The sequence below is a fragment of the Ruegeria sp. AL7 genome (assembly GCF_056536105.1).
On sequence record NZ_JBQFJF010000001.1, the window covers coordinates 2,365,983 to 2,392,057 of the forward strand.

Consider the following 26,075-nt stretch of genomic DNA (forward strand, 5'->3'; position numbering starts at 1 on the left):
CGCCGTCGAGCGGCCCGTCTATGGCTTACAGCCCAAGCACATCCACCATGTCATATTGACCGGGGGATTTGCCCTGCCCCCACAGCGCCGCTTTCAACGCGCCGCGGGCAAAGATGGCGCGGTCGGTGGCCAGATGGCGCAGGACGATGCGTTCTCCAGGGGCGGCGAACAGGACATCATGTTCCCCCACGATGTCGCCGCCGCGAATAGCGTGAAAACCGATATCTCCACGCTTGCGCGCACCGGTGATGCCGTCCCGACCCCGGTCGGACACGTCCGACAACTCAACGCCACGCCCTTCGGCTGCGGCCTCTCCCAGCATCAAGGCGGTGCCCGAAGGTGCATCTACCTTGTGATGGTGGTGACCTTCGATGATCTCGATATCGAAATCCTCATCCAGCGCAGCTGCGACCTTTTTGGTCAATTGCACCAGAAGGTTGACGCCAAGGCTCATGTTTCCGGCTCGTACGATCACCGCATGGCGCGACGCGGGTTCCAGTGCTGCGATCTGTTCGTCGGACATGCCGGTGGTGCCGATCACATGCACACAGCGCGCCTGCGCGGCCAGCGCGGCGAAGTCCAGTGTCGCCTCGGGCGCGGTGAAGTCGATCACTGCCTGCGCCTGCGCAAAGGCCTCCAGCGGGTCGTCGGTGACGGTAACGCCCAGCGCCTGCCCGCCCATGACCGTGCCCACATCCTGACCGATCCAGTCATGGCCCTTGCGTTCGACCACGCCGACCAGACGCGCCTGATCGCTGTCCGACACGGTCTTGATCAGCATCTGCCCCATACGGCCCGAAGCCCCTGTGATGACGATCCCCGGAATATGGGTCATTGCGCTGGTCCTTTTCGTTAAGTCGGCTCAAAGCCTCCTACCCGGTTCGCGCCCGCTTGGCAAAGCCCCGCTTTGCGCTTAGATCGGGGATTATGGCAAAGAACAAATTCCATGATGGCCCCGGCCCGTCCCAACGGCAGCTGCGTGTCGGCGAACTGATCCGTCGCACTCTGTCCGAAGTTCTGGCGCGCGGAGATGTCCACGACCCCGACCTGAATCGCATGTCGATCACCGTGGGTGAGGTGCGCACCTCGCCCGATCTGAAGATCGCCACCGCCTATGTGCTGCCCCTTGGCGGCAGAGGGCAGGAGGACGTGATCGAACTTCTGGCCCGCAACAAGGGTGAGCTGCGGCGCATGGTCGGCAAGAAAGTCGGCCTGAAATTCGCGCCCGATCTGCGCTTTCGGCTGGATGACACGTTCGACCGTCTGGACGACACCCGCCGCATGTTCGAACAGGACGCGGTGCGCCGCGATCTGGACGAGTGATCCGCACGTTTGTCACATTGGCGACGCTTCTTTGGGCCGCGCAGGCAGGAGCGGTCACTTGTGAAAAGCTGACCCATGAGGACAAACGTTATACGGTTTGCAACGTCGATGCCGCCAATGAAGATCTGCGGCTGTTTCTGAACGGTGAAGACGGTCAGGTATTGGGGCATTTTTCGGCGGTCAACGAAGTGCTGGCCCCGGAAGGCGAACGGCTGACCTTTGCGATGAACGCGGGCATGTACCACGACGACCGTTCACCCGTTGGCCATTATGTCGAGGACGGCCAGGAGCAGATGCGTGTGATCACCAACCCCGGCCCCGGCAACTTCGGTTTGCTGCCCAATGGCGTGTTCTGCATCCGCGAAGGCCGGGCGGATGTGTTTGAAACGCTTGAATACGTGGATCAGGCGCCCACCTGCCGCTTTGCCACCCAATCCGGTCCCATGCTGGTGATCGACGGAGAACTGCACCCGCGCTTCCTGCCTGATTCGACCTCGCTTTATGTTCGAAATGGGGTCGGCACCAGTTCCGATGGTACACGGGCGGTGTTTGCGATCTCGGAAGATTACGTCACCTTCCACGAGTTCGGACGTTTGTTCCGCGATGTGCTTGGCACGCCAAACGCGCTGTTTTTCGACGGCAATATCTCGCGGATGTATGAGCGTGCCAGCAACCGCTCGGATTTGGGATTCTCGCTGGGGCCGATTGTCGGTGTGGTCGAAGAAACGCCCGCAAATTGACAGCGGCAGAGTGATCCGCTAACTCGCGCGCCTCAGCAAGATTCAAGGTGCATGATGGGACGCAAACGCAAGGGCCGCGACATTTCCGGTTGGCTGGTGGTGGACAAGCCTGCGGGCATGACCTCGACCGCCGTGGTCAACAAGGTGCGTTGGGCGATGGATGCCAAAAAGGCGGGCCATGCGGGCACGCTGGATCCCGAGGCGACCGGCGTTCTGGCAATTGCCTTGGGCGAGGCGACCAAGACCGTTCCCTATATCACCGATGCCTTAAAAGCCTATACCTTTACCGTGCGACTGGGGCAGGCCACCAACACGGACGATGCCGAGGGCGAAGTGATCGCGCAAAGCGATGCGCGCCCCTCGGATGACGATATCAAACAGGCGCTGACCCCGTTTCTGGGCGATATCATGCAGGTGCCGCCCAAATTCTCGGCGGTGAAGATCGACGGCCAACGCGCCTATAAACTGGCCCGTGATGGGGAGGATGTGGAGCTGAACGCTCGCCCCCTCTGGGTCGAGGAACTGATCCTTGTCGACCGCCCCGACGAAGATCACGTGGTGCTGGAGATGACCTGCGGCAAAGGCGGCTATGTGCGGTCTATCGCCCGCGATCTGGGCGAGGCGCTGGGGTGCCACGGCCACGTCAAGGAACTGCGCCGCATCTGGTCCGGCCCGTTCGAGGCCGAGGACGGGTTAAGCATCGAGCAGATCGACGAGATGGCGAAAACAACCGCGCTGGACGAATATCTGCACCCACTGGAAACCGGCCTGTCCGACCTGCCCGAGCTGAAATGCACCGCCGAGGGGGCAACCCGTCTGCGCAATGGCAATCCGGGCATGGTACTGGCTTCGGACGTGGAATATGGCGACGAGGCCTGGGCATCGTTCGACGGCAAGGCCGTGGCCGTGGGCATCTATAAATCCGGTGAATTGCACCCCAGCCGGGTGTTCGTCGACTAATCTATTTGCGCTTACCTTTAGTTTCGTCTTGAGCAAGCACAGAAGCTGCCAAAGACTTTATCTCTTTTTGCGTTGGCTTCTTTTTGCCCGAAAGCACTTTGGAAGCCAAAGTTGAAGTTTTGTTGCCCGATTGCTTTTTCGCTGGCATGTCGATCTCCTATGGAATCACAAAATCAAAGATGGCACAAAACAAGAACAAAATCTACATATTGCGGACTCACAATGAGACTTGGATATACCTAGCATGATCACCCGTTCCCATACCAAGGGCGACGCGCCCTCGACCGCCATATATTCCGATTGCGAGAAATACCGCTATAGCCTGACCCGCATCTGGGACCCGGCAGGGCGCAAGGCGCTGTTTGTGATGCTGAACCCCTCAACCGCGACCGAGGTGCAGAACGATCCGACAGTGGAACGCTGTGAACGGCGCGCACGCGCGCTTGGGTTCGGGGCGTTTCAGGTCACGAACATCTTTGCGTGGCGCGACACCGACCCGCGCAAGATGCGGGCTGCCGCCGATCCGGTCGGACCCGAGAATGACGCGGCCATTCTGGACGGCGTGCAATGGGCCGATCAGGTCATCGCGGCCTGGGGCACGCATGGCGCGCATCTGGAGCGCGGCCCTGCGGTGGAAACCCTGTTGCGCGGCACCGGCCAATCGCTGTTCCATCTGGGCCTGACCAAGGACGGTCACCCCAAACATCCGCTTTATATCGCCTATACTCAGCAGCCAGAACTCTGGTGACAAAGGATTAACCATTTCAAAGGTTTACCTTTGACCCGGTGACGGGCGATATGGGATATTCCACCCTCGGAACATCATGCTTTCGGAGGGGTTCCATGTTTCTGGCCGGATTGCTTGGACTGGCCGCCATTGGCGGCGCTGCTTACGCGATGAGCGATTTTCTGATCGAAGAGGACGACACGCCGGATGAAAACCCGGAAGGTGAACCTTCGGCCGAGGTTGGTACCGGTGAATTTCTGGTCATCGGCGAGGGTGTCGAAGACCCGGAAAACGCTAACACCGAACCCTCGCCGGACAGTAGCGAGGCGCCCTTCACCGGAACTGTGATCTCGGAATTTGAAGGCGATCTCGTGATTGCTGGCGGCGATGGTTCGGACGTGATTACCGGGCAGGACGGTGTCGATCAGATCAACGGCTATGGCGGGGACGACACGATAAACGGTGCCAAGGGCAACGACGTTCTGCATGGGGGCGACGGCGCGGATGAGATATCGGGCGGGCAGGGAAATGACATCCTGCACGGTGAGGCGGATGACGACCTCTTGTTCGGAGATGACGGGGATGACGCCCTTTACGGTCACTTTGGTGACGACACACTGGATGGCGGTGCGGGTGAGGACGAACTGTTTGGCGGTCAGGGCGACGACAGGCTGGACGGCGGCGCAGGGGATGATGCGTTGCAGGGCGGGTTCGGGGATGATGTTCTGAACGGGGGCGAAGGTGAGGATACCGTCTTTGGCGGGGATGGAGACGACTTTGTTTTCGGGATCGAAGAGGGGGCCGCCGAAAGGGATTTCCTGAACGGCGGTGCGGGTGACGATACCATTCTGGCAGGCGGCGAAGACGTGGTAACGGGCGGAGACGGGGCTGATGACATCGTGTTGAACCCAGGCGACGATCAGGTGACCGTGATGGGGTTTCAACCCGGCGAAGACAAGCTGCTGGTGACGTGGGAGGATGAGACCGACCCGGCAATCGAGGTTGAGGCCGACGCCGAAAACGCCAACCTGACAAGGGTTTTCATCGATGGTCAGGAAGTTGCGCAGGTATATGGTGCCGAAGGTATGACAGCGGCTGACATTCAGCTGATCACCGAAGCGCAGCTGGCACAATACGGGCAGATGGTCTGAGCCCGCAGAAACCCTTTGCCATTTGGGTCAAATGCGCTTATACGCGCCCATCCGCATCGGAATCGGTGCGGTTTTCTCCATGGGCCTGTGCTGGACGACATCCCGGCCTGCGCCATCAACTCTAACCTTTCAAAGGAGACCCCGATGTCGATCACTGCCGCTGAAAAAGCACGCGTCATGCAAGAATTCGCAACCAAAGAAGGCGACACCGGTTCGCCTGAAGTACAGGTTGCTATCCTGACCTCGCGCATCAACACCCTGACCGAGCACTTCAAGACCCACAAGAAAGACAACCACGGTCGTCGTGGTCTGCTGAAAATGGTTGCTCAGCGCCGTAAGCTGCTGGACTACCTGAAGGGCAAGGAAGAGGCGCGTTACCAGGACCTGATCAAAAAGCTGGGCATCCGCCGCTAAACGTATTTGTTACGTTTTGTACCGGTTCTGAACCCCGGTCTGTAAGATTTGTACGCCCGCCCAATTGGCGGGCGTCTTTGATTTCGGGTCAGATTGCCTGCCACTTTTTGTAGGTATCGACCGCCAAGGCGGTGTCGATCACGAACATCGCAACTGCGGTTACCATCGCCAGCATCGACAGCCAGAACGACCCGCTTGCCGAGGCGACGGCCAGTGTCATGCCACCGACGCAGGTGGCAATCGCGGCGGCTTTTTCCAGGCCGCTCATGTCGGTCAGAACGATGCCCGCAAGTTTGGTGAACCCGACGGAAGCCTTGGCGACGCCCAGCATTGCCTTCATCATGGCCAGATCGCTGCCCGCCGTTCCGGCCTTGGCGATTGCGCCGGCATGGCGGCTGATCGGGCCGCTGCATTTGACGGCAATCCCGGCCCCGGCCCGCGTGACCGTCTTGGTTCCGAGCGCCTGATAAACCCCCAGCGCGGCCATGGCCATCGTGATGATATCGGCAAACGCCTTGGCGGCGGCCCCGATAAAGGTGTTCAGCGCGGCTTTCTTGCGCTTTTTCCTGCTGGTGCCCAGCGGTGCCCCCAAAAGCGGCGTGTCCCCCTGCATCAGGATCAGGCTGTCCGCGGTTTCCTGCACCGAGAACGGCGCGGCATCGACGGGAACCGTGGCGGCTTCGGCCTCGGGTATCGGGTCGGGGGACAGGAACCGCGCCTTGATCTGCGCCTGTTGGTCGGCCGGAAGCGCGCGGATATCGGCCCCTTCGTCTGAGGCATAAAGCTCTTCCCATGCGCTTTCCATGATCGCGGCCACGTCCGCCGCGCTTGGTTCGGCGGCGGGGGCTGTCATCAGCGGCATCTTCGGGCCTGCATCAAGGTCGATGTCCTCGACCGCGTCCTCGGGGAGCTTGTCGAGCATCTCGATGAATGACTCATCGAACACATCAGGGTTGAATGAAATACCAGAGGCGGAATGAAGCTTCATGGGTAAACCTACTTTCATTAACTTTGACACAATAAGCCTGCACAATAGACGAGTTTTGAAATCTCTCTGTGGTGAACATCACACTTGAACAACCGGTCGCCGCCAACCGGGGGGCGCGGCGTTTCGTGGCCGCAGCAGAACGCGTGTCTGTAGATCAGCCGTTATTCGGGAAGACCGGCCTTTTTCCACCCTTCGCGCCAGCTTTCCGCACAGGCCGGAACGGTAAAGATTGGCAAACTGGTCTGATCCGAGGAAGCGGTGATATCGGGGCGCAACGCTTGCAGGTCGCTTATCGCCGCCTGCGCCGCTGCGGCATCCGACATCTGGCCCAAGGCGGCAATAAGCATCAGGTGGCTCATGACAAATCCTGACCGAACGGCCAGAGCGTCACGCGCTGCGGCGGCGGCCTCGTCATACCGGCGCAGTTGAAAAAGCGCACTTGCCCGGGCGATATGCGCCGCATGGCGCATCGGGTCTTTCGGGCTGAGTTCAATGGCATGTGTTGCGTGTTCCAATGCCTCGTCCGACCAGTTCAACATGCACAGGTTGATGGAGGCGAGCATGTGAACACTTGCAGCATTAGGGTTTTCAGCCAGAGCCTGTTTGAACGCCGCCCGCGCGCGCGGCAAGTCGCGGGCCAGCATCGAGATTGAATGCGCCGCATAAGCCATGGCAATGCCGTCGGCGCGGTCGCTCATGAGAACGCGTTCTGCCGCGCTGATGGCGGCCCTGGGCCCTTCGCCGATGGGGTCGAGCCCCTGCACAAGGCGCTGAATATGCAGCCAGGCCAGCAGCCCTGCGGCTGCGGCGTAATCCGGGTCGCGGTCCAGCGCCAGCGTCGTCAGCCGGATGGCTTCGCGATTGGCGTCATCTGTCAGCAGATGAAAATGCGACAGCGCCTGAAGATAGAGTTCATAGGCTTCGAGGTTTTCCGTCGGCTTGGCGCGGGACCGGTTCGTTTCGGCGCGGCGCAGCGAAGGCTCGATGGCCGTGACGACCTCTTGCGTGACCTTGTCCTGAAGGTCGAAGATATCGTCCAGCACCCCGTCAAAGCGATCGGCCCACAGGTGGCTGCCATTTTCCGCATCAATCAACTGCCCGGTGATCCGGACACGCTGTCCGGCGCGTCGGACGGACCCTTCCAGCACATACCGAACCCCGAGCGTCAGGCCGACCTGTCGGATATCCGTCGTTTTTCCCTTGAAGATGAAGGACGAGTTGCGGGCCACGACCATCAGCCAGCGAAAGCGCGACAGTTCCGTGATGATGTCTTCGGTTATGCCGTCGGCAAAGAACTCTTGCTCGGGGTCGCCGGACATGTTGTCGAAGGGCAGAACGGCGATCCCCGGACGAGTGTCGGCGGGTGTAGCAAGATGGGCGGTTGAACCCTTTGGCCAGCACCAGACACCAACGCGGCGCGTGATGTTCTTCAGCTCGGCCTGCCCGCCGCCGCCGAACAGGCCCGCATCACCCCGGTCAAGGCTGTGATGCGCCGTGTCCGAGATCAGGATCTGGTCGGGTTTGGCCAAAGCCTCGAGCCGGGCAGCGACATTGATGCCATCACCGAAGATGTCCTCGCCTTCTGTAATGACCTCACCCGTGTGAATACCGATGCGCAGCCGCAGCCCTTCGGGCTTGTCGCAGGATTGCAGGGCAATCGCAAAATCCGACGCGTCGGACGTTGACTGGAATTCGGCGATCCAGCCATCCCCCATGCTTTTGATCAATGTGCCGTTGTGGGATTTCAGCAGGGCAGTGAGCGTGTCGTCACGGAACGATTTCAGTGCTGCAAGTGTACCCTGCCGGTCCTGATCCATAAGCGCAGAATACCCGACAACGTCAGCCGCCAGCACTGTCGTAAGCCGTCTTTTCATTTGCACCCCCGATGAAAGTTAGGTTAGCGCAGTGATCCGGTTCTGTCAGGCCATTTCCCGGACGGGGGTAATGGCACGCCGCACACCATCATGCGGCCCTTGTGCCTTGTGTCGCGCTGCGAGGGGTCAGGGCCTGCCTCAGCATGATCCGGCCAGCTTTTTCGGTTTCGCTTTCCTTCCAACGCATTCTCATGTATGCGCGCGGTATCTGAGACGTTGTGCCCTGACCCCGGCACTCGAACGGAAGATAAATGGGGTCGGCGGCAATGGGGCCGCCATGCAAAACCGGAGACCCGCAGGGGCGGGAGTGCTCCGTTCTAGGATACGCATATGTTTGATGTAACGAAGAAATCGATGCAGTGGGGCGAGGAGACGCTGACACTGGAAACCGGCAAGGTTGCCCGTCAGGCCGACGGCACCGTGATTGCCACGCTGGGCGAAACCAGCGTCATGGCCAACGTGACCTTTGCCAAGAGCCAAAAACCCGGTCAGGACTTTTTCCCGCTGACCGTACATTACCAAGAGAAATACTATGCCGCCGGTAAGGTTCCGGGTGGCTTCTTCAAGCGCGAGGCGCGCCCGACCGAGAAAGAGACGCTGACCGCGCGCCTGATCGACCGTCCGATCCGCCCGCTGTTCGTTGACGGTTTCAAAAACGAAGTTCTGGTGATGTGCACCGTGCTGAGCCACGATCTGGTCAATGATCCCGACATCGTCGCGATGATCGCCGCGTCGGCTGCACTGACCATTTCCGGCGCGCCGTTCATGGGCCCGATCGCCGGTGCCCGCGTTGGTTTCGTGGATGGCGAATACGTCCTGAACCCGACCGTGGATGACATGCAGGACCTGCGCCTGAACCCTGAACAGCGTCTGGATCTGGTTGTTGCCGGTACCAAAGACGCCGTGATGATGGTGGAATCGGAAGCCTATGAGCTGTCCGAGGCCGAAATGCTGGGTGCCGTGACCTTTGCGCATGAGCAGATCCAGCCGGTCATCGACCTGATCATTTCGCTGGCCGAAGACGCCGCGAAAGAGCCGTTCGAATTCGTCGCACCCGATTACTCGGAGCTTTATGCCGCCGTTTCGGCTGCCGGTGAAGAGCAGATGCGCGCCGCGTTCGCGATCACCGACAAGCAGGAGCGCACCGCCGCTGTTGCCGCTGCCCGTGAAGCGATCAAGGAAGCGCTGAGCGAGGAACAGCTGGAAGACGCCAATCTTGGCTCGGCGATGAAAAAGCTGGAAGCCGGTATTCTGCGCGGTGACGTCGTCAAGGGCGGCAAGCGCATCGACGGTCGTTCGACCACCGATGTGCGTGCCATCGAAGCCGAAACCTCGCTGCTGCCGCGCACACACGGCTCTGCCCTGTTCACCCGCGGTGAAACTCAGGCGCTGGCCGTGACCACGCTGGGCACCGGCGACGATGAGCAGTTCATCGACGCGCTGCACGGCAACTTCAAATCGAACTTCCTGCTGCATTACAACTTCCCCCCCTATTCGGTTGGTGAAGTGGGCCGTGTGGGTTCGCCCGGCCGTCGCGAAATCGGTCACGGTAAGCTGGCATGGCGCGCGCTGCAGGCGGTTCTGCCTGCGCCGACCGACTTCCCCTATACCATCCGCGTGGTGTCCGAGATCACTGAATCCAACGGCTCCAGCTCGATGGCGTCTGTCTGCGGCGGTTCGCTGTCGATGATGGATGCGGGTGTTCCGCTGAAAGCTCCGGTTGCCGGTGTGGCCATGGGTCTGATCCTGGAAGATGACGGGTCTTACGCAGTTCTGACCGACATTCTGGGTGACGAAGACCACCTGGGCGATATGGACTTCAAGGTTGCGGGTACTGCAAACGGCATCACCTCGCTTCAGATGGACATCAAGGTCGCGGGCATCACGCCTCAGATCATGGAAACCGCCCTGGCACAGGCCAAGGACGGCCGGATGCACATCCTGGGCGAGATGGGCAAAGCCCTGTCCGAGACCAACGAGTTCTCGGTCCACGCGCCGCGCATCGAGACCATGAACATCCCGACCGACAAGATCCGTGAAGTGATCGGTTCGGGCGGCAAAGTCATCCGCGAGATCGTCGAGGTTTCGGGTGCCAAGGTCGACATCAACGACGATGGCGTCATCAAGATCGCATCGCCCGATGGGGAATCGATCAAGAAGGCCTATGACATGATCTGGTCGATCGTGGCCGAGCCGGAAGAAGGTCAGGTCTATACCGGCAAGGTGGTCAAGATCGTCGATTTCGGTGCCTTTGTGAACTTCTTTGGCAAGCGCGACGGTCTGGTCCACGTGTCCCAGATCGAAAACCGCCGCCTGAACCATCCGTCGGATGTTCTGAAGGAAGGTCAGGAAGTGAAGGTCAAGCTGCTGGGCTTTGACGATCGCGGCAAGGTTCGCCTGTCGATGAAAGTGGTCGATCAGGAAACCGGGGAAGAGATCGTTCCCGAGAAGAAAGAAAAGAAAGAGGAAAGCGCAGAGTAATCTGCTTCTTACTTGATATTTTTATGGGGCTCCGGTGGAATTACCGGAGCCTTTGTGTATTCTGAGAGCAAATTCTGAGGTGAACATGAAGTTTAATCCGTTTGTACCGTTCGGGATCGCTTTTCCTGGAATGTTCATTGGACGGTTCGATGAGATTGAGGCGATTGAACAGGCTCTTTTTCAGACAAAGAATAACAACCCTCAGCACCTCCTCATTTCCGGCGAGCGTGGCATAGGAAAATAATCATTATTGAATTATGCAGATCTAATAGCCCGCGGAGAGATCAACGTCGAAGCTTTAGAATTCAATTTCTTGACTGTTTCTACCGACTTAGCAGGCGTTCAAACGCAGGGTGGAATCGTTAAGCAAATTGGACGTGAACTAAAATCCAAGCTCCGTTCGCACGAGAACCTTAAAGAAAAAGCAAAGCTGGTTTGGGAGTTTCTTTCCAATTGGGAAATATTGGGCGTCGCCTATAGAGGAAAAGAGGAAGAGATCGACCCCGACGAAGCACTTGATGATCTGGTTTCCCTCTTCGTCGACATCTCGGAGACACGCAACTTTGACGGAATCGCAGTGCTTCTGGACGAGGCAGACACACCTCCGGTGGAAGCTGGCCTGGGAGAATTTTTAAAAATTGTAACGGAACGCTTGGCGAAGCGAGGTTGCAACGACGTATTGTTCTTGCTCGCTGGTCAGTCGATTCTTGTTCAAAAGCTTCGGGATTCTCACGAGTCATCTCTTAGAGTTTTTCAGGTTTTGACCATGCAACCACTTGAACCGAAAGAGAGAAAGAATGTAGTCCGTGTAGGCATCGCTAGAGCAAATGAAGAAAACGAACGCAAAACAAAAATTGATGAAGAAGCAACTGACCTGTTGAGCGATCTTTCTGAAGGATACCCACACTTCCTTCAGCAGTTTTGTTACTGTGCTTTTGACACCGACACGGATGACGCGATTGATTTGAAAGATGTACTTCATGGTGCTTCGGCAGAGAACGGCGCGATAGATCAACTCGGTGCGAAGTACTTCAGCGAGATGTACTATTCAAAGATTTGGTCTGACGATTATAGACGAGTTTTGGATTTTATGGCTGAACACGGCGACGGTTGGGTTGCACGCAAGTCAATTATTGAAGGCTGTGAAGTATCCGCTTCTAATGTGGATAATGCTCTTGCGGCTTTAAAAAAGCGCGAGATTATCTTAGCTGATGAAGCGCGCAAAGGGTTTTATCGGTTACCTACAAGGTCTTTTGCAACTTGGATAACTGTCGTTTCCAGCACTCATTCTGAAAATGTTTTGCAATAATGTTTCACTACCGTCCACTAACCTCCGCTACCTTCCACTAACCTCCGCTACCTTCCGCTAACCTCCGCTACCTTCCGCTAACCTCCGCTACCTTCCACTAACCTCCGCTACCTTCCACTAACCTCCGCTACCTTCCGCTAACCTCCGCTACCTTCCACTAACCTCCGCTTCTACCACCCACATATCCGCATATGTGAAATGCCGGGGCTAGGTTGGTTTTGCTTAAAGAGGAAAGCGCAGAGTAATCTGCCCACCCTCTGATTGAATGCGAAAGGCCCCGGTTTCGACCGGGGCTATTTTTGTCCGCGCGGTCAGGAGTGTCGGGCGTCCCGTGGCTTGGTAAATCAATTATTAACACTTCATGCGTGTATTTACTCAACCATAAGGATGATCATGTTGCATTCAGGGATGCTTTTCGACCGTGGCCTCGATAACCGTTTTCGAAATCAGCGCAGACCCCTACAGCAATAAAAGCGTCGATATTACTGCCGCTTATTCCGTTGATATCACCGACAATGACGCCCTGTTGCAGGATCCCGACCCTGACAGCGCGCAGCTTGATCTGTCGGCCCTGCCCGGTTTTTCCGGGACAAGCCAGAATTTCAGCACTTTCGAAAGCTATTCGGGGACGGTGAACGGGGCGCCTGTCACCTTCATTCTGGTTCAGTTCTCGAACCCGCGCTACATCATCGTCACCTCGGGTCAGGCGCAGCTGAACGATACGATCACGGGGACCAGCTTTGGCGGGACGGCAGCGCCAACTACTTATCAGACCCTGCCGTCTTTCGTGTGCTTTACCGCCGGGTCCCTGATCCGGACACCCGCCGGGCTGCGCCGGGTCGAAACCCTGAACCCCGGCGACCCGGTTGTCACTGCCAAGGGCCATATCCGCCCGGTGCGCTGGGTCGGCAGGCGTCGCTTGTCAGCGCAGGAGTTGCAACAGGACCCTCATCTCTGTCCGGTTCGGATCATGGCGGGATGTTTCGGGCCAAACAGCCCCAACCGTGATCTGGTCGTCTCGCCACAACACCGGATCGCCGTCACCTCGGCGATGATGGAGCTGATGCATTGCGAGACCGCGATGCTGGCCCCGGCCAAGGGGCTGATCAACGGGCGGACAATCGTTCAGGAGCTGCCCGCGCAAGGGGTCGAGTATGTCCATATCCTTTTTGACCGGCATGAGTTGGTGAATGTCGAAGGGGTCTGGTCCGAATCCTTCTATCCCGGCGACACGACACTGGGCGCGATGGCTCCCGCCACAAGGCGCGAGCTGTTCACCCTGTTCCCGGATCTGGCCTGCGGTGCCGGTGGCTATGGGTCAACCGCGTTGCCGGTGCTGAAACCCTTTGAGGTTCGGGTGCTGAAGGCGGATCTGACGCTGCCCTGCTGGTCATCGGTCCCGAACACATCTGCGCACGCCGCCTGACAGGGGTGCCGATCAGTGAGCAACCCCGCCGGGCCCATGTTTCAGAAGATGCCACTGGCCATAGCTGTCCTTCAGGTCCAGCTTTATCGCGGCATCAGAGCGGGTCGAGGCGCTGCCAATCTCGGCAATGGAAAACTCGATCCCGCCGGGGATATCGATGCGCACCCGATGCGCGCCGCCGCCATGCGGGGCCTGAATCGGCTGTCCGGTGGATTTCAGAACATCACCAACGGTAACGCTGGCCGTGCGTTCTTCGAGGTCCATCTCGAATTCGATCGGCAGGTAAAGCGTGTCATGAACCGTCTCGCACATTGCCCTGAACACATACCAATGCGTCGCCATCTCTTCGGTTTCTTCACCGTGAAAGACCTTTTCCAGCGCGTCGCGCTGTGCCGGGGTTGCTGCGGGATCAACGATCACCTGCATCTCGCCGCCGCCCTCAAAGATCGGCCCCGGCCAGGCATAGATCAGCGCGGCTTTGGTCCCGCTGAGGTCGGTGTCACCGAAATGCCCTTTGGTCACCTCCAGCACTTCGAACCCCCGGCAATCGCCATGGGTCGGCAACTCTTCGAACTGGCAGGGGCAGGCATAGCCGCAGTTGCAGTTCCCGAAACTCTCTCCTTCAACATACCAATCTGTAAAAGCCATGGTCTTCTCCTGCTTTGAACAGTCCGAAAGCCCGAGGTGATTGGTCGCATGCCTGAGTTTTGCCCCTAAGCACCCTATCACAATTCGGCGCGAACCAGAACCTGAGGGGCCCGAAGAAGCCGATGAACAGCGCTGCCCCAGCCCCGGATCTATTCACTCACGCGCGTCCAAAAACCTGTGAAACGAAGTGATAACCCCGCGCCTTTCCTTTCCGTCAAACCCGCCCACATCGAGGCCAAGCAGAGTTTTGGAGCAACGGAGACAATCATGTTCAAGCACATTTTACTTACCTCAACGGCCCTCGCCGCCAGCGCGACGGCGCTTGCCGCGCAGAGCCTGGGCGACGGCACCTATGTTCAGGGTTTTGTCGGGTACAGCCAGCTGCAGGACAGCGATTTCGCAGGCACGATCGGCGGCACGCCCCAATCCGTCGACACGGAGTTCGACGCGGGATTCGGCCTGGGCGTGGCCATCGGCAAGGAAATCCCGCAATGGTCAAATGACAGGTTCGGCACGCGGATTGAGCTGGAGCTGTCTTACCGCGACAGCGACGTGGATGGTGTGAACTTCTCGGGCAACGGGCCGGGGGCCGAGGGCAATATCTCGGGCGATGTCACGCAGACCTCATTGTTTGCCAATGTGCTGTTCGATTTCAAACAGGCGGGTGCGCTGACGCCCTATGCCGGGTTTGGTCTGGGGGCCACCTATTCGGATCTGGATTTTGCCTATGGGCCCGGTGTGGCGCTGGATGACAGCGACACCACCTTTGCCGCGCAGCTGATCGCCGGTGTGGCTTACGAGATCAACCCGTCAACCGCCTTTACCGTCGACGCCCGCTATGCCCGCGCCTTTGACGTCTCGTCGCGGCGACTGGCCCCGAACGGCGCGTTGACCGGCACCGTCGAAGACGATCTGGATACGTTCAGTGTCAATTTCGGGCTTCGGTACAAGTTCTGAGGTCCAGGGGCAGGTCTCCCTTCGGTTACCCTGCCCCCGCCTGCTTCATCTGGCCCCAAATATCCTCGGGGGGAAATCGTGCCGGCAGGCACGATGGGGGGCAGACAGCCCCCCTGACCCGGTAACCGCCTCAGGACGGCGCTTTGGTCTTGCGCAGATAGGGAAAGATCGTCTCGAACGCGCCGAATTTGGCCTTGGCGTCTTCGTTCGACACTGAGGGCGGGATGATCACGTCTTCACCCGGCACCCAGTTGGCAGGTGTTGCGACACCTTTTGACGACATCTGCAACCCGTCCAGCGCGCGCAGGATTTCCGCAAAGTTGCGGCCCACGGTCATCGGATAGGTCATCGACAGTTTCAGCTGCTTGTCAGGGCCGATGATAAAGACCGACCGCACGGTGGCGCTGTCAGCCGGGGTGCGACCATCAGGCAGGTAGGCTTCGGCAGGCAGCATGTCGAAGGCTTTCGACACCGCCAGACCCTCATCAGCGATGATCGGGAAACCGGGATTGGCCTTGCCGTATTCCTCGATATCCTTCTTCCACTTCTTGTGGTCTTCGACACCGTCAACCGACACGCCGATCACCTTGGTGTTGCGCGCGGCCCATTCGTCACTCAGCTGCGCCACGGCCGAGAATTCGGTGGTGCAGACAGGCGTGAAATCCTTGGGGTGCGAGAACAGAATGGCCCAGCTGTCGCCAATCCAGTCGTGAAACTGAATGGTGCCCTGATCTGTTTCTGCGGTAAAGTTCGGGACCGTATCGTTGATGCGCAAACCCATGGGGTATCTCCTTTCCAGTATTAACCTGAGTCGATTGCCTGAAACCTAATCACTTTGCCCACGGGTTGAAACTTGCATCGTGGTCGCGGCCCGGAAATTCACCGGTTTCACGGAAAAATAATTTGATCAAATCACCTATTGCCCCCTGTTCGCTTGGGTGACAGAGTGTCGGCGAACAGCCGGATTCTAGCTGGACCGACAGGAGGGCTCAGGATGATCGAAAAGCGGAATTTTTATATCAATGGTCAATGGGTCGCGCCGTCGCAACCCAATGATTTCGAGGTCATCAACCCCTCGACCGAGGAGCCGTGCGCGGTGATCTCACTGGGTGGGCAGGCCGACACGGATGCGGCAGTTGCCGCCGCCAAGGCCGCCCTGCCGGGCTGGATGGCAACGCCGGTGGAGACCCGCATCGCACTGGTCGAGAAGCTGATCGACATCTACAAGACCCGCGCGGAAGATCTGGCGCAGGCCATGTCGCTGGAAATGGGTGCGCCGATTGACATGTCGCGCAGCCAGCAGGTTGGTGCAGGCACATGGCATTTGCAGAACTTCATCCGCGCGGCCAAGGCGTTTCAGTTTGAACGCCCTCTGGGGGATGACGCCCCGAATGACCGGATCATCTATGAGGCGGTTGGCGTGGCCGCATTGATCACGCCCTGGAACTGGCCGATGAACCAGGTCACGCTCAAGGTCGGTGCAGCGGCGATTGCGGGCTGCACGATGGTTCTGAAACCCTCCGAGCAAAGCCCGCTGAACGCGGTGATCTTTGCCGAGATGATGGACGAGGCAGGGTTCCCGTCCGGTGTCTTCAATCTGGTGAACGGCGATGGCGCGGGCGTTGGCTCGCAGCTGTCGGGTCATCCCGACGTGGATATGGTCAGCTTTACCGGCTCGACCCGTGCGGGTACGGCGATTTCGAAGAACGCGGCGGAAACGCTCAAGAAAGTGCATCTGGAACTGGGCGGCAAAGGCGCCAATGTGGTCTTTGCCGATGCCGATGAAAAGGCTGTCAAACGCGGCGTGCTGCATATGATGAACAACACCGGCCAGAGCTGTAACGCGCCGAGCCGGATGCTGGTGCAGCGCCCGATCTATGATCAGGCCGTTGAGATCGCCGCCGAGGTCGCCAGCAAGGTCACAGTGGGCAGCGCCGCAGAAGAGGGCCGCCATATCGGACCCGTCGTGAATGAGGTTCAGTGGACCAAGATTCAGGACCTGATCCAGAAAGGTATCGACGAAGGGGCACGTCTGGTCGCGGGCGGCACAGGACGCCCCGAGGGGCTGAACAAGGGCTATTATGTCCGCCCCACGGTCTTTGCCGATGCCAACAACCAGATGACCATCGCGCGCGAGGAAATCTTTGGCCCCGTCCTGACCATGATCCCCTTCGACACCGAGGAAGAGGCTGTCGAGATCGCCAATGATACGCCGTATGGTCTGACCAATTATGTGCAGACGCAGGACAAGGCGCGCGCCAACCGCATGGCGCGGGTTCTGCGGTCGGGCATGGTCGAGATGAACGGCCAGTCGCGCAGCGCGGGCTCTCCGTTTGGTGGGATGAAGCAATCCGGCAACGGGCGCGAAGGTGGCGTTTGGGGGCTGGAGGACTTTCTGGAAGTCAAATCCGTCGGCGGCTGGGCGGCTGAATAATACACCCGGCGCAATGCGAGATGAGAGGGCGGGGCAACACGGTTGCCTCGCCCATGTTATGTCAGACAGGCCGCACCACTAGCTGGGGTTCCCCGTCGGACGTATGGCGACGGGAACGACCGTCCCAACCAATCTCTCCGGTCACGCGTTGGCGATAGGCCGAGAAACTGTCGAACCGGACCACATCGACAGGCGTGTCGAACTGCAGGGTCACCCGACGGTGCGCACCGTCCCCCAATATGGTCAGACCACGAATTTCCGCTGTGAACGGCTGGCCCAGGTAGCGACCTTCGACCCGGTCCCCCACACGCAAACGCATCCGGTTGCCCGCCATCGCGTGCAATGTGTTCCAGTCGCGCACCCCATGTTGATGCGCCACCAGTTCCAGGGCCTGACCGTGCGACAGCTGAACGCCGGTGTCGCGCAGTTTCCGTCGCAGGCGTTTGGCCTGCTCTTTCAGCTCCTCCAGCGGAGCGATGTCTTGTGACAGTGTCATGTTTTGCCTCGTTTCCTTGAACGGGCGCGAGTTTAGGACGGGGTTCGCATTACCATCCGCGCGCCGGGAAAGGGCAACAGATGTTTGTTCAACCGGGTTTCACCAAAGCCAATGGCCGCGAACGGCAGGGGACCCGAACCTGCGGTGCTTTTTGGCAGCGGTCCGGCCTTCTGTCAATCAGGCGTCGGCCTGTGCCGCCTCATAGGCCAGCATGGCCCGTTTGACCGGCAGACCCCAATGATAGCCGCCCAACCCCCCGGATTTGCGCAGGGCGCGGTGACACGGGATCAGCCAGCTGACCGGGTTGCGCCCGACGGCCGTGCCCACCGCGCGCACGGCCTGCGGCGACCCCACGCGCTGCGCGATCTCGGAATAGGTCGTCACCTGCCCCGACGGGATGTGCATCAGTGCCTCCCACACTTTGATCTGCAAGGGCGAGCCGATCAGGTAGAGCGGTGTCGGCTCTGACCGGTCGCTGGCCGTGCCGAATGCGCTGAGAACCCAGGGGCGCAGGCGCATCGGATCTTCGACATAATCCGCGTTGGGCCAGCGCGAGATCATATCCTCCATCGCCGCCTTCTCTCCGGTTTCAGCCCCGAAGGCGATGCCGCAGATGCCCTTGTCGGTGCCCATGACCAGCGCGGGGCCAAAGGGGCATTCGAACCAGCCCCAGTAGATCGTCAGACCCGCGCCCCTGCGGGCATATTCGCCGGGGCTCATGGATTCCCATTTCAGGAACAGATCATGCAGGCGGCCGCTGCCGGACAGGCCGACATTATGGGCGGTTTCAAGCGTGGTGAACCGTTCGCGCAGCAGCGCCTTGGCATGGCCCAGCGTCAGGTATTGCTGATACCGTTTTGGCGACACACCAGTCCAACGCGAGAACAGGCGCTGGAAATGCGCCGGGCTCATATCCATCTGGCGGGCCAACTCATCGAGGCTGAGGGTTTCACCGCCCTGATCAATCAGGTCGATTGCCCGGCGCATGACGTTATAGTGGTATCCGCTTTCGGGGGTCTGGACGTTCATGGTTGCACCTCGTTGTCTGGCACAAACCATAGCGCGCGCGACACGCTGCCGCGACCCGGAACTTGCGCATTGGCTTTGGGCTTGTGTCGCGGCCCCTCGGGCGGCATTAAGGCCCGGATGGCAAAGCAACTCGACTATCATACGATCCGCGAGATCTTTACGCGCTTTCAGGAAGCCGACCCCGAACCCAAGGGTGAGCTTGAGCATGTGAATGTCTACACGCTGGTCGTGGCCGTGGCGCTGTCGGCGCAGGCAACCGATGCGGGGGTCAACAAGGCCACGCGCGAGTTGTTCAAGATCGCCGATACGCCGCAAAAGATGCTGGATCTGGGCGAGGAGGGCCTGATCGAGCATATCAAGACCATCGGCCTGTTCCGCCAGAAGGCCAAGAACGTCATCAAGCTGAGCCGTATTCTGGTCGAAGACTATGGCGGTGAAGTCCCAAATTCCCGCGCAGCGCTGCAATCGCTGCCGGGTGTCGGACGCAAGACCGCCAACGTTGTGCTGAACATGTGGTGGCGGCAGCCGGCGCAGGCTGTGGACACGCACATCTTTCGCGTCGGCAATCGCACCGGCATCTGCCCCGGCAAGGACGTGGACGCGGTCGAGCGCGCCATCGAAGACAACATCCCCGCCGATTTTCAACTCCATGCGCATCACTGGCTGATCCTGCATGGCCGGTACCATTGCAAGGCGCGCAAGCCGCAATGCCCGACCTGCATCATCCGTGATCTCTGTCAATTCGAGGACAAGACATTATGAAAACCTACCAGCTGACCGGTATCGGAAATGCCGTTGTGGACGTGATCTCGCAGGCCGATGACAGTTTCCTGGAACTGATGGGCATTGAAAAAGGCATCATGCAGCTGATCGAGCAGGAGCGCGGCGAGCTGCTGTATGCCTCGATGGAGGGTCGGGTACAGACACCGGGCGGGTCTGTTGCCAACACGATTGCGGGCGCAGGTGCATTGGGGCTGGATGCTGCTTTTATCGGGCGGGTGCATGACGATGCGCTGGGCCGGTTCTATGCGGATGCGATGAACGAAGATGGCGTCGATTTCGTCAACCCGCCGGTTCCGGGCGGGGAATTGCCGACCTCGCGCTCGATGATCTTTGTCTCGCCCGATGGCGAGCGGTCGATGAACACCTATCTGGGCATCTCCTCGGAACTGTCGTCGCATGACGTGCCCGATGAGGTCGCCGGAAGCAGCCAGATCATGTTCCTTGAGGGCTATCTGTTCGACAAGGAAAAGGGAAAGGCCGCGTTTCTTGAGGCCGCGCGCGCCTGCCACAAGGGCGGCGGCAAGACCGGGATCGCCATTTCCGACCCGTTTTGCGTGGAACGGCACCGGGTCGATTTCCTGCTGCTGATCGAGAATGAGCTGGATTTCGTCATCGGCAACGAGGCTGAAATCAAATCGCTGTTTGAAACCGACGATCTGGAAGAGGCGCTGATCAAGACCGCCGAGATTTGCCCGCTGGTGGTTTGCACGCGCTCGGGTGATGGCGTGACCGTCCTGAACGGAGGCGCGCGCATCGACGTGCCGGTCAAGAGGATCGTGCCGGTAGACGCAACCGGTGCCGGTGACCAGTTCGCCGCGGGGTTCCTGTATGGAATGGCCACAGGGCGCGATTACGAGACCTGCGCCAGGATCGGCAACGTCTGCGCCCGCGAGGTCATCAGCCATATCGGCCCAAGACCCGAGGCTGATATGCTGGAATTGTTGCGGGAAGAAGGGCTGCTTTGAGCCCATTTTGTTGAAAAACCCCTCCTTTATCGAGGGCTGAACGGCCAATCCGCATGTTGCGGGCCGGGTATTGCGTTGTGAGCCGGTTCGCGCGGTGGTTCTGTGAAGTGGTGCAACTGGCTTGAAGTCATTCGGACTATGGTTGCCCACTCATAGAAGCGTGCTGCCTTTTTGAGCGTCCAATCATTCTCACCCTTAAGGGTGTTTGCTTGCTTTAACCTCTGTCTGCGCGCAAGTGCCTTGGATTTTGGTCTTCGTTGCCCCAAGTTTGCGCCGGAGCACACAACGCGGACCCAGAAACACGTGCGGCGTGCCAGTGTCGATTGGCGCGTGGACGAGAGGCATATCCTGGTCGGTGGCAAAAGCGGGACCCATCAACGCATGCAACAGTCCCGCAATGCCGGTGTATCCGTAGAAGTCTGAACGTCAATGAACGCTTTGTTTTTTAGCCGAGTTGTTTGGTCCACAAAACAACGCGTTCGATCTCTTGGATCAGGCAATCCTGAAAATCCCTGTCTATCTGTGAAGCGTTGATGCCAATTGGTTCAACGACCGCAAACCGATAGAGAGGAAGGCCCTCTACGATCCGCGGCCGTCCTTTGTTCCCTTGCAACCAATGAAAAGCCGTAAAAGCATCCACGAGAGGCAACCCACCGCAGGATTTGCTAAGAGTAAGTGCCGCTAAAGATGTTTCGACAGTCACCGGTGGGCGCTCACCCTCTAGCAAGTCACTTAGCGACAAAGCACTCTCAACTTCGTTGCGCAGCCCGATGATCTGACAGGGCGCCATCTGTTCCAGTATCAGCGCCCCCTGACCTGCGGCTAAAGGGTGACCTTCGGGAACAAAACAAATATGTGGTAAGCTTCCCTCAAACAGGACGTTCATTTGCTTCAGAGAGCGCGAAACATAGGCGAAGCCTGTTCTCATCGCGCCGAAACGGGCATAGTCCAGTATCCAGTTTGAAGATCGTACCCGCCAATCGATCCGGATGTTCTTTTCCGCTATGTTCAGCCGTCTCAGGGCCTGAGGCACGAGGTCTAATGAGGCGGCGGTTATTGTGGCAATTGACAAGGACCCGCGATCCTTCCGAGCGATCTGAGAGGCGATCTCGTTCAAGTTCGCAAGGGCCGAAAAATTGCGTTTAACCTCTTGATAGAATTCTTCCGCTTCGGGGAGCGGTGTCACACCCTTACTTCGGCGACGAAACAAAGGAACGCCAAACTCCCGCTCCAGATCCGACAAAAGCCGGCTGACGCTGGGTTGTGACAGATTCAACCTGCGACCAGCAGCGGAAACCGACCCGGTTTGCATGATCGCAGAGAAGACGTTGAGTTGGTTATGGGTGAACATAGGTATTCGATTAACAAATATCAGTCGAAACAGATAGTATTATTTCAAATGTAAGCGCTGTGGTACTGTCCCGTTGTTTCGGAGGGCAGCGCCAAGAATGAAGAAAAATGTCATTTTGATTATGACGGACCAGCAACGCGCGAACAGTCTGGGCTGCACCGGAAACAAGCATGTCAGGACACCGAATATAGACGCACTGGCCCAGCGGGGCGCCGTCTTTACCAAGCATTTCACACCGCACCAGATCTGCTCTCCAAGCCGGTCCACTTTGTTCAGCGGTCAGTATGCAAGGTCGCACGGCCTGACGCGCAACGGGGTTGCCCTGCCTGAGGATCTGAAACTGATCACCCATGACTTTCAGGCCATGGGGTACAAGACCCATGGGGTTGGGAAATTCCACTTCCAACCTATTCTGGCCGGGCCAGAGCATCTTATGCCGGATTCAAACGCCTTTTGGGACTTACCGGAAAGTGAGGGATGGTGCGGCCCCTTTTACGGGTTCGACGCGGTCGACATTCTGATTGGAGAATCCGTTAGTGCCACAAAGGGTGGGCATTATGCCCGTTGGCTGGAATCTGTCGCGCCGGGAGCGGCCGAGCTCTATCTCCCGGAAAACGCGCTTGAACCGCAATGTGGGGATATTGACGAAGTTTGGAAATCGGCCATCCCTTTCGACTTGCATTACAACTCTTGGATCACAGATCGGGCCTGCGAGTTCCTGACTGAAAATGACGGGTCAGACCCGTTCTTTCTGTTTGTTTCCTTTCCCGATCCGCACCATCCTTTTTCCCCCCCTGCGCCATGGTGCGACATGTACGATCCGGCGGACATGCCAATGCCCTCATATGTGCCTGATGAGCTGTCAGCGATGCCGTCTTTCCTGCGCGAAGGCGATGAAGAGGAAAAAGGTAAAAGCTATGTGGACTTCCTGCGCGATCCGGGGCCACCGCGAGAACAGGGTTTTTTACAGACAACATCGAACTTCTCGGACGATTCAATTCGCCGTGCGATCGCATATACCAATGGAATGATTTCGATGATTGACGCTTGCGTCGGGCGGATCATGGCACAGGCGGAGCATCAGGGTCTCCTTGAAGACACCGTTGTCATTTTCACCTCGGATCATGGCGAGTTGTTGGGTGATCACGGGCTTATCCGAAAAGGCCCCAGCCCCTACAGATCGCTTTTGCACGTACCGCTGATCGCTGCAGGTCCGGGGATCGAGCCTGGCGAACGTCACGGGACAACAAGTCATCTGGATCTGCGCGCGACCCTGCAGGATTTTTTGGAGCTGGAGCATCAGCCGACCGAAGGGGTCTCTTTCGCTCACCTGATGACGCAGGCAGATGGCCCGGGGCGTCGCGAGCTTTTTGCCGAATATCACCCACGCACGCGCATGGACACTTACAACCAGACGGTAATGACAGACGAATGGCGTGTCACAATCTATCCTCAAAACGCAGACTGGGGAGAGATGTTCGATCTTCGCAACGATCCGGGTGAACACGTCAATCTCTTCTTCAAAGAAGAATACCGCAGCACGCGTGACGAGATCATTGAAAAATTGTCACGACACTTTCCGCCAGCTGCGGATGCAGGCGGAGTGTCACTTGCAACCTACTAATCAAATCTGAGCTCTCAAACGACAACGGGGAAGTCACCATGAACGAACATATCAAATATCTGGCAAAACAGGCAGCGCTTGGCAAAATGCCCCGCCGTGAATTTCTTGGGAAGGCGTCCGCCTTGGGGCTGGCTGCTGCAACAGCCAATCTGGCGATGTCGTCAGCGGTCAAAGCCGCTGGTCCACAAAAAGGTGGCACCATTCGCGTTGGCATCCAGGGCGGCGGCACAACTGACAGCCTTGATCCTGCGACCGCCGCAAACTCAACCGCTAATATGGTCGCCCGCCTTTGGGGTGAGACGCTCTTGACGCTTGCACCTGATGGCGGCCTTGAGCCAAAGGTCGCAGAAAGCTTTGAGGCTTCTGCCGACGCAAAAACGTGGACGTTCAAGATACGAGACGGCATCACCTTCTCAAACGGTCAGCCCGTCACTGCCGAGGATGTTCTACAGACCATTGACCGACACTCGAACGAAGAGACCAAATCCGGGGCGTTGGGCTTGTTGCGTGGTATCGCAAATATGCGAACGGATGGCGACCTGTTCATCGTCGAGCTGGAAGCGCCCAATGCGGACCTTCCATATCTGCTTTCGGATTATCACCTCGTCATTCAGCCTGGTGGCGGTAAAGAGGACCCAGCTGCTGCAATTGGCACCGGTCCTTATGTTTTGAAAGCCGCCGATATGGGTGTGCGTTTCGTGGCTGAACACAACCCCAACCATTGGGATGACACGATTGGTCATGCCGGCACGATCGAAGTGATTGTCATCAACGACAACACCGCACGAGTCGCGGCGCTGCAATCTGGTCAGGTCGACATGATTGACCGAGTGCCGCCCCGTACTGCACGTCTTGTTGACCGCGCGCCCGGTATCACGGTGCGCTCTACGTCTGGCGCAGGTCATTACGTGTTTATCATGCACGTCAATACCGCGCCGTTCGACAACCATGATCTGCGTATGGCCTTGAAATACGCCATTAATCGTCAGGAAATGGTGGACAAGATCCTCTTCGGCTACGGCTCTGTGGGCAATGACACACCCATCAACAGCTCTTATCCCCTCGCAACTGAGTTCGAACAGCGCGAATACGACGCGGACAAGGCGGCGTTCCACTTCAAGAAATCGGGTCATAGCGGGCCGGTCACGCTTCGGTCGTCCGAGAACTCGTTCCCCGGCGCATTGGATGCGGCTGCGTTGTTCCAGCAGTCCGCAGCTGCCGCGGGCATAACGCTGGATGTGAAGCGCGAGCCCAATGACGGCTACTGGTCTGAAGTTTGGAACAAGCAACCTTTCTGCACCAGTTACTGGGGTGGCCGTCCGGTTCAGGACCAAATGCTGTCCACAGCATATTTGTCCACAGCGGATTGGAACGACACCCGGTTCTTCAACGAGCGTTTCGATCAAATCGTCATCGCAGCGCGCGCCGAACTCGATGATGCGAAGCGCAAGGAAATGTACGCAGAAGCCTCAGCGTTGATCCGTGATGATGGTGGTCTGATCTGTCCGATGTTCAACGACTTTGTCGGTGCGACTTCAGATCGGATCAGCGGTTGGGTTGACGATCACAAGGGCTTTGACCTGATGGATTTCCGCGCACCGTTGAAGATGTGGGTCGCCGCTTAAACGCGCGGTTTTCGGGTTTGACCATGAACAGGCGCAGTTCTTATCCCGAACTGCGCCTGTTCAATTGCGACTCGAACCAGCGTTTCAAAAGAAATGGCACGTGTCGGGCATTGATTGGCATCCCATGCCCTGGCGAGAGGAACTACGACTTGAATAGAGCCGCTGCGGGTCTGATCCGATCCGTGCTGGTAAGGAGGGCTCAAGGATCACTTACTGTGAGTGTCAACCCGCAGCGACTGAGCGCATGTAAGAGTTGCAAACTGACACGTAAGGGGGAAGAAAACGCCGTCTGACGTCACTTTTTGAGCGATTAGTCGAAAAATCAAATCGCTGCTTACGTTTGCGTAAACTTCTTAATGGCCACAACAACTGAATCGACGTTGCGTCAATAAAACGATACGCGAAAAGCGCGAGAAGATACTCACCGCGACAACTGTTTATCACGAAGTCAGGCCAACTCCTGCTCGGTTGGTTTGGCACTGCTGCGCCGCTCATATTTCTCCACTGCCAACGGTTGTCTTTGGCATCTTTCTCGCCGTGGCTCCGCTTGGCTCCGGGTTTCTGTCTCATCTCCACGCCTTGGTGGCTACGATGTGCCAGAAACCCTCTCTTATCAAATCGACCTAAATTGTCCCATTGGCGCTGACGTTAGACAGTCGTGTTCGATATGCATTTCATCGCGCATCATTCGGCCCCGCGTATTTGATGGTGGACGCTGATGAACTCGTCGCGTTGGGGCGTAGTTCCCGGTACAAACGCTGAACAATGTG

General features: G+C 58.3%; 24 protein-coding genes and 1 pseudogene. 16 read left to right on the forward strand and 9 right to left on the reverse strand.

Translation table 11 applies throughout. The features are described 5' to 3' along the window. Window positions 1-25 precede the first annotated feature (25 nt). Window positions 26-835 carry a 4-hydroxy-tetrahydrodipicolinate reductase gene (dapB, locus tag ACR3E2_RS11950; RefSeq protein WP_480482833.1) on the reverse strand — a complete coding sequence of 270 codons (810 nt, stop codon included), beginning with the start codon at window positions 833-835 and terminating at the stop codon, window positions 26-28. A gap of 92 nt (window positions 836-927) precedes the next feature. On the opposite strand from dapB, the gene rbfA reads away from it, so the two are divergent. From rbfA to truB, 3 genes are read left to right on the forward strand one after another with little or no spacing between them, the layout of a single operon-like run. Then, window positions 928-1,323, forward strand: a complete 396-nt coding sequence (gene rbfA / locus ACR3E2_RS11955; RefSeq protein WP_209505090.1) for a 30S ribosome-binding factor RbfA — start codon at window positions 928-930, stop codon at window positions 1,321-1,323. Next, window positions 1,320-2,063 carry a phosphodiester glycosidase family protein gene (locus ACR3E2_RS11960; RefSeq protein ID WP_480482831.1) on the forward strand — a complete coding sequence of 248 codons (744 nt, stop codon included), beginning with the start codon at window positions 1,320-1,322 and terminating at the stop codon, window positions 2,061-2,063. Before rbfA ends, ACR3E2_RS11960 begins: the two co-directional genes overlap by 4 nt. A 54-nt stretch (window positions 2,064-2,117) precedes the next feature. Further along, a complete protein-coding gene (truB, locus tag ACR3E2_RS11965) occupies window positions 2,118-3,023 on the forward strand; it encodes a tRNA pseudouridine(55) synthase TruB (protein WP_480482903.1) in 906 nt (301 codons plus the stop codon). A gap of 1 nt (window position 3,024) precedes the next feature. On the opposite strand, the gene ACR3E2_RS11970 is transcribed toward truB, so the two are convergent. Next, complete coding sequence (locus tag ACR3E2_RS11970) at window positions 3,025-3,171, reverse strand: hypothetical protein (RefSeq protein WP_480482829.1); 147 nt, start codon at window positions 3,169-3,171, stop codon at window positions 3,025-3,027. A 96-nt stretch (window positions 3,172-3,267) separates the two neighbouring features. Between ACR3E2_RS11970 and ACR3E2_RS11975 the strand changes: the two genes are divergently transcribed. The 3 genes from ACR3E2_RS11975 to rpsO all read left to right on the forward strand — a co-directional run bounded on the left by ACR3E2_RS11975 (window position 3,268) and on the right by rpsO (window position 5,315). After that, window positions 3,268-3,771, forward strand: a complete 504-nt coding sequence (locus ACR3E2_RS11975; RefSeq protein ID WP_480482826.1) for a DUF1643 domain-containing protein — start codon at window positions 3,268-3,270, stop codon at window positions 3,769-3,771. Window positions 3,772-3,866: 95 nt separating this feature from the next. Continuing rightward, window positions 3,867-4,901, forward strand: a complete 1,035-nt coding sequence (locus ACR3E2_RS11980) for a calcium-binding protein (protein WP_480482824.1) — start codon at window positions 3,867-3,869, stop codon at window positions 4,899-4,901. A gap of 144 nt (window positions 4,902-5,045) precedes the next feature. Continuing rightward, a complete protein-coding gene (gene rpsO, locus ACR3E2_RS11985) occupies window positions 5,046-5,315 on the forward strand; it encodes a 30S ribosomal protein S15 (RefSeq protein WP_170329634.1) in 270 nt (89 codons plus the stop codon). Window positions 5,316-5,403: 88 nt separating this feature from the next. Here the strand turns inward: rpsO and ACR3E2_RS11990 are convergent, their stop codons facing one another. Together ACR3E2_RS11990 and ACR3E2_RS11995 are read right to left on the reverse strand one after the other, a co-directional pair. Beyond that, window positions 5,404-6,303: a hypothetical protein gene (locus tag ACR3E2_RS11990; protein WP_480474257.1), complete on the reverse strand. Its 900-nt coding sequence runs from the start codon at window positions 6,301-6,303 to the stop codon at window positions 5,404-5,406. 161 nt (window positions 6,304-6,464) lie between these two features. Then, window positions 6,465-8,177 carry an adenylate/guanylate cyclase domain-containing protein gene (locus tag ACR3E2_RS11995; RefSeq protein WP_480482822.1) on the reverse strand — a complete coding sequence of 571 codons (1,713 nt, stop codon included), beginning with the start codon at window positions 8,175-8,177 and terminating at the stop codon, window positions 6,465-6,467. A 330-nt stretch (window positions 8,178-8,507) separates the two neighbouring features. Between ACR3E2_RS11995 and pnp the strand changes: the two genes are divergently transcribed. The 3 genes from pnp (at window position 8,508) to ACR3E2_RS12010 (ending at window position 13,393) form a co-directional block, all read left to right on the forward strand. Then, entirely contained in the window at window positions 8,508-10,658 is a 2,151-nt protein-coding gene (gene pnp / locus ACR3E2_RS12000; RefSeq protein ID WP_480482820.1) for a polyribonucleotide nucleotidyltransferase, read from the forward strand. Window positions 10,659-10,908: 250 nt separating this feature from the next. Then, on the forward strand, window positions 10,909-11,967 hold the full coding sequence (locus ACR3E2_RS12005; RefSeq protein ID WP_480482818.1) for a hypothetical protein: 1,059 nt from the start codon (window positions 10,909-10,911) through the stop codon (window positions 11,965-11,967). Between the two features lie 421 nt (window positions 11,968-12,388). Continuing rightward, a complete protein-coding gene (locus tag ACR3E2_RS12010) occupies window positions 12,389-13,393 on the forward strand; it encodes a Hint domain-containing protein (RefSeq protein ID WP_480482815.1) in 1,005 nt (334 codons plus the stop codon). A 12-nt stretch (window positions 13,394-13,405) separates the two neighbouring features. Here ACR3E2_RS12010 and ACR3E2_RS12015 read toward each other — a convergent pair whose 3' ends face one another. Continuing rightward, window positions 13,406-14,041, reverse strand: a complete 636-nt coding sequence (locus tag ACR3E2_RS12015; RefSeq protein ID WP_480482813.1) for a DUF1326 domain-containing protein — start codon at window positions 14,039-14,041, stop codon at window positions 13,406-13,408. A 267-nt stretch (window positions 14,042-14,308) separates the two neighbouring features. Here ACR3E2_RS12015 and ACR3E2_RS12020 point away from each other — a divergent pair, with 267 nt between their 5' ends. Further along, the gene (locus tag ACR3E2_RS12020; protein WP_480482811.1) at window positions 14,309-14,998 is read left to right on the forward strand and encodes an outer membrane protein; all 690 of its coding nucleotides are present in this window, start codon (window positions 14,309-14,311) and stop codon (window positions 14,996-14,998) included. Window positions 14,999-15,128: 130 nt separating this feature from the next. On the opposite strand, the gene ACR3E2_RS12025 is transcribed toward ACR3E2_RS12020, so the two are convergent. Beyond that, complete coding sequence (locus ACR3E2_RS12025; protein WP_480482809.1) at window positions 15,129-15,779, reverse strand: peroxiredoxin; 651 nt, start codon at window positions 15,777-15,779, stop codon at window positions 15,129-15,131. Window positions 15,780-15,992: 213 nt separating this feature from the next. Between ACR3E2_RS12025 and ACR3E2_RS12030 the strand changes: the two genes are divergently transcribed. Continuing rightward, on the forward strand, window positions 15,993-17,432 hold the full coding sequence (locus ACR3E2_RS12030; protein ID WP_480482807.1) for an aldehyde dehydrogenase family protein: 1,440 nt from the start codon (window positions 15,993-15,995) through the stop codon (window positions 17,430-17,432). Between the two features lie 61 nt (window positions 17,433-17,493). Here ACR3E2_RS12030 and ACR3E2_RS12035 read toward each other — a convergent pair whose 3' ends face one another. Both ACR3E2_RS12035 and ACR3E2_RS12040 read right to left on the reverse strand, forming a co-directional pair. Then, window positions 17,494-17,928, reverse strand: coding sequence for a glyoxalase superfamily protein (locus ACR3E2_RS12035; RefSeq protein WP_480482805.1), 435 nt, complete (start codon window positions 17,926-17,928; stop codon window positions 17,494-17,496). Window positions 17,929-18,105: 177 nt separating this feature from the next. Beyond that, window positions 18,106-18,957, reverse strand: a complete 852-nt coding sequence (locus ACR3E2_RS12040) for a bifunctional helix-turn-helix domain-containing protein/methylated-DNA--[protein]-cysteine S-methyltransferase (protein WP_480482803.1) — start codon at window positions 18,955-18,957, stop codon at window positions 18,106-18,108. Window positions 18,958-19,074: 117 nt separating this feature from the next. Here ACR3E2_RS12040 and nth point away from each other — a divergent pair, with 117 nt between their 5' ends. The 3 genes and pseudogenes from nth to ACR3E2_RS12055 all read left to right on the forward strand — a co-directional run. Next, the gene (gene nth / locus ACR3E2_RS12045; RefSeq protein ID WP_209505105.1) at window positions 19,075-19,719 is read left to right on the forward strand and encodes an endonuclease III; all 645 of its coding nucleotides are present in this window, start codon (window positions 19,075-19,077) and stop codon (window positions 19,717-19,719) included. After that, window positions 19,716-20,705 carry an adenosine kinase gene (locus ACR3E2_RS12050; RefSeq protein WP_480482801.1) on the forward strand — a complete coding sequence of 330 codons (990 nt, stop codon included), beginning with the start codon at window positions 19,716-19,718 and terminating at the stop codon, window positions 20,703-20,705. Before nth ends, ACR3E2_RS12050 begins: the two co-directional genes overlap by 4 nt. Before the next feature lie 264 nt (window positions 20,706-20,969). Next, a pseudogene (locus tag ACR3E2_RS12055) lies at window positions 20,970-21,068 on the forward strand (IS6 family transposase); the annotation flags it as partial. An 82-nt stretch (window positions 21,069-21,150) separates the two neighbouring features. On the opposite strand, the gene ACR3E2_RS12060 reads toward ACR3E2_RS12055, so the two are convergent. Next, entirely contained in the window at window positions 21,151-22,056 is a 906-nt protein-coding gene (locus tag ACR3E2_RS12060) for a LysR family transcriptional regulator (protein ID WP_480482799.1), read from the reverse strand. Between the two features lie 97 nt (window positions 22,057-22,153). Here ACR3E2_RS12060 and ACR3E2_RS12065 point away from each other — a divergent pair, with 97 nt between their 5' ends. Together ACR3E2_RS12065 and ACR3E2_RS12070 are read left to right on the forward strand one after the other, a co-directional pair. Next, complete coding sequence (locus ACR3E2_RS12065) at window positions 22,154-23,680, forward strand: sulfatase family protein (protein WP_480482797.1); 1,527 nt, start codon at window positions 22,154-22,156, stop codon at window positions 23,678-23,680. 38 nt (window positions 23,681-23,718) lie between these two features. Then, on the forward strand, window positions 23,719-25,305 hold the full coding sequence (locus tag ACR3E2_RS12070; protein ID WP_480482795.1) for an ABC transporter substrate-binding protein: 1,587 nt from the start codon (window positions 23,719-23,721) through the stop codon (window positions 25,303-25,305). Window positions 25,306-26,075: the final 770 nt, after the last annotated feature.

What these genes read in the sequence shown, in the direction of transcription:
- dapB (WP_480482833.1), bottom strand. Translation starts at nt 835, where the DNA reads ATGACCCATATTCCGGGGATCGTCATCACAGGGGCTTCGGGCCGTATG.
- rbfA (WP_209505090.1), top strand. Translation starts at nt 928, where the DNA reads ATGGCAAAGAACAAATTCCATGATGGCCCCGGCCCGTCCCAACGGCAG.
- truB (WP_480482903.1), top strand. Translation starts at nt 2,118, where the DNA reads ATGGGACGCAAACGCAAGGGCCGCGACATTTCCGGTTGGCTGGTGGTG.
- ACR3E2_RS11970 (WP_480482829.1), bottom strand. Translation starts at nt 3,171, where the DNA reads ATGCCAGCGAAAAAGCAATCGGGCAACAAAACTTCAACTTTGGCTTCC.
- ACR3E2_RS11975 (WP_480482826.1), top strand. Translation starts at nt 3,268, where the DNA reads ATGATCACCCGTTCCCATACCAAGGGCGACGCGCCCTCGACCGCCATA.
- ACR3E2_RS11980 (WP_480482824.1), top strand. Translation starts at nt 3,867, where the DNA reads ATGTTTCTGGCCGGATTGCTTGGACTGGCCGCCATTGGCGGCGCTGCT.
- rpsO (WP_170329634.1), top strand. Translation starts at nt 5,046, where the DNA reads ATGTCGATCACTGCCGCTGAAAAAGCACGCGTCATGCAAGAATTCGCA.
- ACR3E2_RS11990 (WP_480474257.1), bottom strand. Translation starts at nt 6,303, where the DNA reads ATGAAGCTTCATTCCGCCTCTGGTATTTCATTCAACCCTGATGTGTTC.
- ACR3E2_RS11995 (WP_480482822.1), bottom strand. Translation starts at nt 8,177, where the DNA reads ATGAAAAGACGGCTTACGACAGTGCTGGCGGCTGACGTTGTCGGGTAT.
- pnp (WP_480482820.1), top strand. Translation starts at nt 8,508, where the DNA reads ATGTTTGATGTAACGAAGAAATCGATGCAGTGGGGCGAGGAGACGCTG.
- ACR3E2_RS12015 (WP_480482813.1), bottom strand. Translation starts at nt 14,041, where the DNA reads ATGGCTTTTACAGATTGGTATGTTGAAGGAGAGAGTTTCGGGAACTGC.
- ACR3E2_RS12020 (WP_480482811.1), top strand. Translation starts at nt 14,309, where the DNA reads ATGTTCAAGCACATTTTACTTACCTCAACGGCCCTCGCCGCCAGCGCG.
- ACR3E2_RS12025 (WP_480482809.1), bottom strand. Translation starts at nt 15,779, where the DNA reads ATGGGTTTGCGCATCAACGATACGGTCCCGAACTTTACCGCAGAAACA.
- ACR3E2_RS12030 (WP_480482807.1), top strand. Translation starts at nt 15,993, where the DNA reads ATGATCGAAAAGCGGAATTTTTATATCAATGGTCAATGGGTCGCGCCG.
- ACR3E2_RS12035 (WP_480482805.1), bottom strand. Translation starts at nt 17,928, where the DNA reads ATGACACTGTCACAAGACATCGCTCCGCTGGAGGAGCTGAAAGAGCAG.
- ACR3E2_RS12040 (WP_480482803.1), bottom strand. Translation starts at nt 18,957, where the DNA reads ATGAACGTCCAGACCCCCGAAAGCGGATACCACTATAACGTCATGCGC.
- nth (WP_209505105.1), top strand. Translation starts at nt 19,075, where the DNA reads ATGGCAAAGCAACTCGACTATCATACGATCCGCGAGATCTTTACGCGC.
- ACR3E2_RS12050 (WP_480482801.1), top strand. Translation starts at nt 19,716, where the DNA reads ATGAAAACCTACCAGCTGACCGGTATCGGAAATGCCGTTGTGGACGTG.
- ACR3E2_RS12060 (WP_480482799.1), bottom strand. Translation starts at nt 22,056, where the DNA reads ATGTTCACCCATAACCAACTCAACGTCTTCTCTGCGATCATGCAAACC.
- ACR3E2_RS12065 (WP_480482797.1), top strand. Translation starts at nt 22,154, where the DNA reads ATGAAGAAAAATGTCATTTTGATTATGACGGACCAGCAACGCGCGAAC.
- ACR3E2_RS12070 (WP_480482795.1), top strand. Translation starts at nt 23,719, where the DNA reads ATGAACGAACATATCAAATATCTGGCAAAACAGGCAGCGCTTGGCAAA.